The sequence below is a fragment of the Flavobacterium aeripolare genome, from assembly GCF_013294025.1.
Taxonomy (GTDB): Bacteria; Bacteroidota; Bacteroidia; order Flavobacteriales; family Flavobacteriaceae; genus Flavobacterium.
Genome location: NZ_JABSNL010000023.1, coordinates 1 through 5,799, shown reverse-complemented (window position 1 = coordinate 5,799; position 5,799 = coordinate 1). Strand labels below are relative to the sequence as shown.

Annotated in this window: 7 protein-coding genes; all 7 read left to right on the top strand. The window is 28.7% G+C overall.

Translation table 11 applies throughout. The features are described 5' to 3' along the window. The first annotated feature begins 274 nt into the window (after window positions 1–274). The 7 genes from HNQ00_RS16135 to HNQ00_RS16105 all read left to right on the top strand — a co-directional run bounded on the left by HNQ00_RS16135 (window position 275) and on the right by HNQ00_RS16105 (window position 5,587). Window positions 275–718, top strand: a complete 444-nt coding sequence (locus HNQ00_RS16135) for a hypothetical protein (protein WP_173839535.1) — start codon at window positions 275–277, stop codon at window positions 716–718. Window positions 719–733: 15 nt separating this feature from the next. Further along, on the top strand, window positions 734–1,114 hold the full coding sequence (locus HNQ00_RS16130) for a YbbC/YhhH family protein (RefSeq protein WP_173839534.1): 381 nt from the start codon (window positions 734–736) through the stop codon (window positions 1,112–1,114). A 198-nt stretch (window positions 1,115–1,312) separates the two neighbouring features. Beyond that, the gene (locus HNQ00_RS16125) at window positions 1,313–1,966 is read left to right on the top strand and encodes a hypothetical protein (protein WP_173839533.1); all 654 of its coding nucleotides are present in this window, start codon (window positions 1,313–1,315) and stop codon (window positions 1,964–1,966) included. A gap of 162 nt (window positions 1,967–2,128) precedes the next feature. After that, window positions 2,129–2,785, top strand: a complete 657-nt coding sequence (locus HNQ00_RS16120) for a hypothetical protein (RefSeq protein ID WP_173839532.1) — start codon at window positions 2,129–2,131, stop codon at window positions 2,783–2,785. A 175-nt stretch (window positions 2,786–2,960) separates the two neighbouring features. Further along, entirely contained in the window at window positions 2,961–3,734 is a 774-nt protein-coding gene (locus HNQ00_RS16115) for an ATP-binding protein (protein WP_173839531.1), read from the top strand. A 7-nt stretch (window positions 3,735–3,741) separates the two neighbouring features. Continuing rightward, a complete protein-coding gene (locus tag HNQ00_RS16110; protein ID WP_173839530.1) occupies window positions 3,742–4,650 on the top strand; it encodes a response regulator in 909 nt (302 codons plus the stop codon). 157 nt (window positions 4,651–4,807) lie between these two features. Beyond that, window positions 4,808–5,587 carry a toll/interleukin-1 receptor domain-containing protein gene (locus tag HNQ00_RS16105; protein WP_173839529.1) on the top strand — a complete coding sequence of 260 codons (780 nt, stop codon included), beginning with the start codon at window positions 4,808–4,810 and terminating at the stop codon, window positions 5,585–5,587. Window positions 5,588–5,799: the final 212 nt, after the last annotated feature.

The following is a 5,799-nucleotide window of genomic DNA, read 5'->3' as shown; positions in this document are numbered from 1 at the left end:
AACCAGGATAAACATCTAATTTTAATGGAAAAATTAACAGCATAATTAATAATCGAAATTTAGAATAATACTCTTGTTTTATAGGGGTCAAAACAGCCAGCAGGTAACAGCGGTTTGCAAAAATGGCGAGATATGTGGTAAATTCACGTTTATCTTTCGTAAGAAATTTTATCTTAGCCGAAAATAATCGGTTACGAAGCTCGCCACTTCTGCAAGCCGCGACACGTTGGTGGCAAGCTTACCTGAAAACGACTGAAAATCAACAATTAAAAAAATGGAGTTAAATAACAGAAAATCATATTTGGAATTAGAAGTTATTTGGAAAGATGAAGATATGTTTGAATTTCGAGTAATTGCTTCAAATGGACGCTATTTTGGTATTACCGAAGTTTATGAAACAAGCGAATCTTTAGAAGGTTTTGCCAAATCATTATTTCAATTTCCTAAAAATGATTCAAAATTATTTTACGAAATGGGTAAGAAAGATAGTTACGCATATTTCTCAATGAAATATCATTGCATTGACAATGCAGGACATTTAGGAGTTGAATTAAATCTGGAAGAAAATGTTTCTACTGAATACAGAAGTGAAGAAAAAGATAAGCTGAAACTTGAAATAATTATTGAACCATCAGCAATTGACAATTTTCAAAAAGAATTAATTCAAATTGCAAAAAATCAAGAAGGAAAAGCAACGCTTTTTGGTCGAAATAATTAATTAATGAAAAAAAATATGAATTTCAAAATCGTTTTTATTGGTTTAATTTTTATAAGTCTGAATTCTTGTGGACAAACTAAAAGTGACAGAACGCAATTTGGCGTTGAATATGCAAAAAGCGAACTAAAAGATGCACTTTCTAAAAAAAAGGAAAAGCAAATTTTAGTTGACACAGTTATTCCCGACAAAGAAACAGCGGTAATAATTGCTGAAACAATTCTATTTAAAATTTACGGAAAAGACAACATAATCAAGCAAAGACCTTACGAAATAAACCAAATAGACAATTATTGGGTTTTAAATGGAACACTTCCACAAAATATGCTTGGTGGAACATTTTTAATTATTATAAACTCAACAAATGGACAAATAATTAAATTAACACACGGAAAATAACAGCGAAAAAGCCAGCCACCAACAGCGGTTTGCATAAATGGCGAAATATGTGGTAAAATCACGTTTATCTTTCGCAAGAAATTTTATCTTAGCCGAAAAATCTCGGTCACGAAGTTCGCCACTTCTGCAAGCCGCGAAACGTTGGTAGCAATTTAATATAACAGACTAAATAACAGCAACTAAATAATAAAAAAATCTATGTTAAACGAGTTTTTTCAAAATTTAGACTTACCGAAATTATTTAATGTTTTAGCAGGTGTTATTGCTTTTTTTGTCGCTTATTTAAAAATTTTGCCTTTAATTCCACGTTCTTCTTCAAAAATATTATCTGATATTGAAGTATATAATAAAGCAACTGAAATAGATATTCATAATAGTATAGAAATAAAATTAGCCATTGAACGGGAAATTTACAGAAAATATAAAAAGCCAACTAAAATTTATAATTATGGAGAGTTTTTTATTTCTCTTATTATATTAATTATAATTGCATACTTTACTTATGGAAAAATAACAGAAGAAGTTTTTGACACTCCATTTTACTTCTTAATTCTTGGAGGATTTATTTGTATAATTATGCTGATGAACTCTTTTAATGAACCTGAAATGAAAAATACGACTGAAGTTGAAGAAACAATTGAAAGAGAACCTGTTTTCAAATTTGAAATATTTAGTTGGAGCGAACTGATTTCAGGAACTATTGTAACGACAATCTTTGGCTTTTGGACATATAGCAGATTATTCAAAAATGGAAAATTTGAATTTGAATGGTGGTCTATTTTAACTATAATGATTTTTTTTACAGGTATTACAATTTTGACAGGAGCATTTAAAAACAAGAAGAAAAAATAAACTGCTACCAACAGCGGTTTGCAAAAATGGCGAAATATGTGGTAAATTCACGTTCATCTTTCGCAAGAAATTTTATCTTAGCCGAAAATAATCGGTTACGAAGTTCGCCACTTCTGCAAGCCGCGACACGTTAGGCGTCATTTTGGCAGAACGAAATAGAATATGAACAGAACAAAAAAAATACGTGGACACAAAAAAATTCAGAAAAGAATTCAATCATGGATTGAACAAAACAAAACTATAAATATCGCTGATTTTTTGGCTAATAAGTATTGTTTTACACATATTTCATTTGAACCTTATTTTAATATCTCAAATAATAACAGCAATATAGCAGAACCTAAATCTAAAACTAGAAAGAAAATAATATTAGGTCTAGAAGAAATATATAATAATTGGAAAATTGAACTTGAAAAATTAAACCAACCATTTTTTTTGAAAATTTATTTGTTTGAACCTAGAATCTCAAAATCCCAAGTAATTTGTGCAATTGGTGAAGAAAAAATTGAATATTACGAAAGTCATTTTGGAGTTACACATAACAGTACAAGAAAATCATATTTTCAAAATATATTAAGCGACGAATTCAGTTGGAAAACTAGTTTAGACAATGATACATATAGTGAGAAAGTATTATTGAATCCCGAATGTTATAATGAAACTACACTAGATGCAGTACATTCCAGAAAACTTTTAAAAAAATTAAATAAAAAATACAATAAAGTGGAAGATAAATCTTGGTTTGGTTTTGAAGAAGATAATGAAACTGATTATTTTTTTTATGTACCAAAAGGAATTTTAAATATTGGCGAAAAATAAAAACGAACGCCTAACAGCGGTTTGCAAAAATGGCGAAATATGTGGTAAATTCATGTTTATCTTTCGCAAGATATTTTATCTTAGCGGAAAATAATCGGTCACGAAGTTCGCCACTTCTGCAAGCCGCGAAACGTTGGCAGAAATTTTAAAAAAAATCAGAAAAATAAGATAATTCATGGCAAAAAAGAAGAAATACATTCCAAATCCAAGATATAATCCAGAAGTTCAAGCGCAAAAAATCGAAAAAAATCGACTTGAATTACAAAATGTATTTAAAGCAGTTGAAGCTCTTACACTTTCTCATGATAATCATATTTCTTATTTGGGAAATTTTGCAAGACACGATATAAAAAATTCAATTCAAAGCATGGATAGCGTTTTGTCAACAACTTCTGCTCAAGAAATGACAGAAGAAAATATTTTATCGCTCAAAACAAATCTTAAAGTTATACGTGAAACTATAGATAATTTTTCAAAATTAGTACCATATTCAAAAGACGAAAAATTTGAAATTAAAAATCTAATAATTGCTGTAGAATTATTGACTAGAAATGATCTTTATAATAATAAAATCAAATTGATAAAAGAACTGCCAAAAGAATTAAATATATATTTAAATCTACCTTTTCAATCTGTTCTTCAAATGTTTAATAATTTATTCATAAATGCTATAAAATCTTTAGAAGAAACAGAAAATCCTACGATAAAACTTGTTGCATTTGTAAATGAAGATTTTTTAACCATAGAGATTTTAGATAATGGGCTACTAATAAATGAAAAAAGCATAGACAAAATTTTTGAATTCGGATATTCAACAACAGGTGGTTCAGGTATTGGATTATACCATGCAAAATATTTATGTGAGTTATTCAAAGGTAAAATTGAAATTAAATCAAAAGATGATTTTTACACTAAAGCTTTTTTAGTACATTTACCAATATTAAATTAAATTTGAAATGAGAAAGAATGTTATAATAATTGATGATGTTAAAGAACAGGCAGAAGGATTGGATAAAGGTTTGTCTAAACTAATGCCACACTATTCATTTGATAATTATCATTCCGAAGAAGGTATTCTTGATGCAATTGAAAACCGATTTTTTTCTTTAGCAATAATTGATATACGAATGGATGAATTTTCATTTGATGGTATAGATTTGGCAAAAAAAATATTTGAAGTAAATCCATTCTCTCATGTAATAATTATTTCAGCATTTAAAGATGAATATTTTTTGCGTTTAAAAGACTTATTCTTAACTGGTAAGGTTGTAGATATTCAAGATAAGGAAGATTTTGAAACATGGTTACCTAAACTTAAAAATACAATCGAAAATTATTATGAAAATATCGAAAAAGATCCATCAGAAATAAATAATGCACTTTTACAATTTTATTCTGAGGCAAAGAATGAAACAGATACTTATCGCAAAGGGGAGAAATTTGAACATTTTATGAGTTTAATGTTTCAGTCAATTGGTTTTAATCAAGTTCTAAAAAGAGTTAAAGACAAGTCTTTAAATGAAGTAGATTTAATCATTCGCAATGATATTGAAGACAGTTTTATTGGTAAATTTGGAAAGTATATTCTTGTTGAATGTAAAAATATGCCCGTAACTAAAGTAAACAAAAATGATTTCATTGTTTTTCAAAATAAATTAAAAAACACAAATGGTTTAGCTGAATTAGGAATAATTGCAACCACAGGTTTTATAACAAAAAATACTTATATTGAAGCTGTTAGAGAATCTGGGGAAAGTAGAAAAATATTATTTCTATCAAATCCAGAAATTGAAAAATTAATAAAAGCAGAAAATAAATTGAGTACTTTCAAAAATTTAATTGATAATCAGGTTAAAGATAATTAAAAAACTTCTGCCAACAGCGGTTTGCAAAAATGGCGAAATATGTGGTAAATTCATGTTTATCTTTCGCAAGAACTTTTGTCTTATCCGAAAATAATCGGTTACGAAGTTCGCCACTTCTGCAAGCCGCGACACGTTACCAGCAATTTTAAAAAAAAAAATGGGAGAAGAGAAAATAATCAGAGAAGAAGCAAGAGAATTTTATGAAAATAGTTCCCTATCAAATCCAAATTTAGAATCATCTAAAAAATTAAGTGATTTAAAATATCGATTGTCTGACTTTTATTCGCCAGAGTTTAAGTCAATCTTTTTAGACGAAATGAAAATCACGATAAGTGAAGAATTAAAAGAACATCGAGACAAATCTCACGGTGGAAATCCGAGTCCTACTTGCGGATACGAAATTTCAGCAGAAAGATTAATTTTCTATTTAAATCAAGAACTTGGAACTTTACCGAAAGTTGTTCATCAGAAATATGATATTCAAGATATAAACAAACGTGAAAAAGTTTTTGTGAGTTATAATCATTTAGACAAACAATATTTGAATGATATTCAAAGACACTTTAAGCCATTTAAAAGCAAAATTGACTTTTGGGACGATTCTAGAATAGAACCTGGAAAGAAGTGGAAAGAAGAAATCCGAAAAGCAATTTTAGAAACGAAAGTTGCAATTCTTTTAGTTAGCACTGATTTTTTAGGTTCAGACTTTATTTCAACAGACGAACTACCGCCTTTATTAGAAGCAGCAGAAAAAGAAGGTGCTGTAATTTTAATAGTTATCTTAAAACCTTGTCTTTTTGAAGAATTTGATGATTTAAACCAGTTTCAAGCGATGAATCCACCCAATAGACCTGTAAGTAAAATGGATGAAAACGAAAGAGAAGAACTGTTTGTAAATCTTGTAAGACAAACAAGAAAAGTGCTAAACGAAAAATAAAAAACTGCTGGTAACAGCGGTTTGCATAAATGGCGAAATATGTGGTAAATTCACGTTTATCTTTCGCAAGAAATTTTATCTTAGCCGAAAATAATCGGTTACAAAGTTCGCCACTTTTGCAAGCCGCGACACGTTAGTGGCTATTTTACCGCAACAGAATACTAATCAACATTTTAAATGATTAATGAACAAACTTTCTTTTAACATATTAC

Excerpts from the sequence above, each read along its gene's own strand:
- HNQ00_RS16130 (WP_173839534.1), top strand. The coding sequence starts at position 734 with ATGAATTTCAAAATCGTTTTTATTGGTTTAATTTTTATAAGTCTGAAT.
- HNQ00_RS16110 (WP_173839530.1), top strand. The coding sequence starts at position 3,742 with ATGAGAAAGAATGTTATAATAATTGATGATGTTAAAGAACAGGCAGAA.
- HNQ00_RS16120 (WP_173839532.1), top strand. The coding sequence starts at position 2,129 with ATGAACAGAACAAAAAAAATACGTGGACACAAAAAAATTCAGAAAAGA.
- HNQ00_RS16125 (WP_173839533.1), top strand. The coding sequence starts at position 1,313 with ATGTTAAACGAGTTTTTTCAAAATTTAGACTTACCGAAATTATTTAAT.
- HNQ00_RS16135 (WP_173839535.1), top strand. The coding sequence starts at position 275 with ATGGAGTTAAATAACAGAAAATCATATTTGGAATTAGAAGTTATTTGG.
- HNQ00_RS16105 (WP_173839529.1), top strand. The coding sequence starts at position 4,808 with ATGGGAGAAGAGAAAATAATCAGAGAAGAAGCAAGAGAATTTTATGAA.
- HNQ00_RS16115 (WP_173839531.1), top strand. The coding sequence starts at position 2,961 with ATGGCAAAAAAGAAGAAATACATTCCAAATCCAAGATATAATCCAGAA.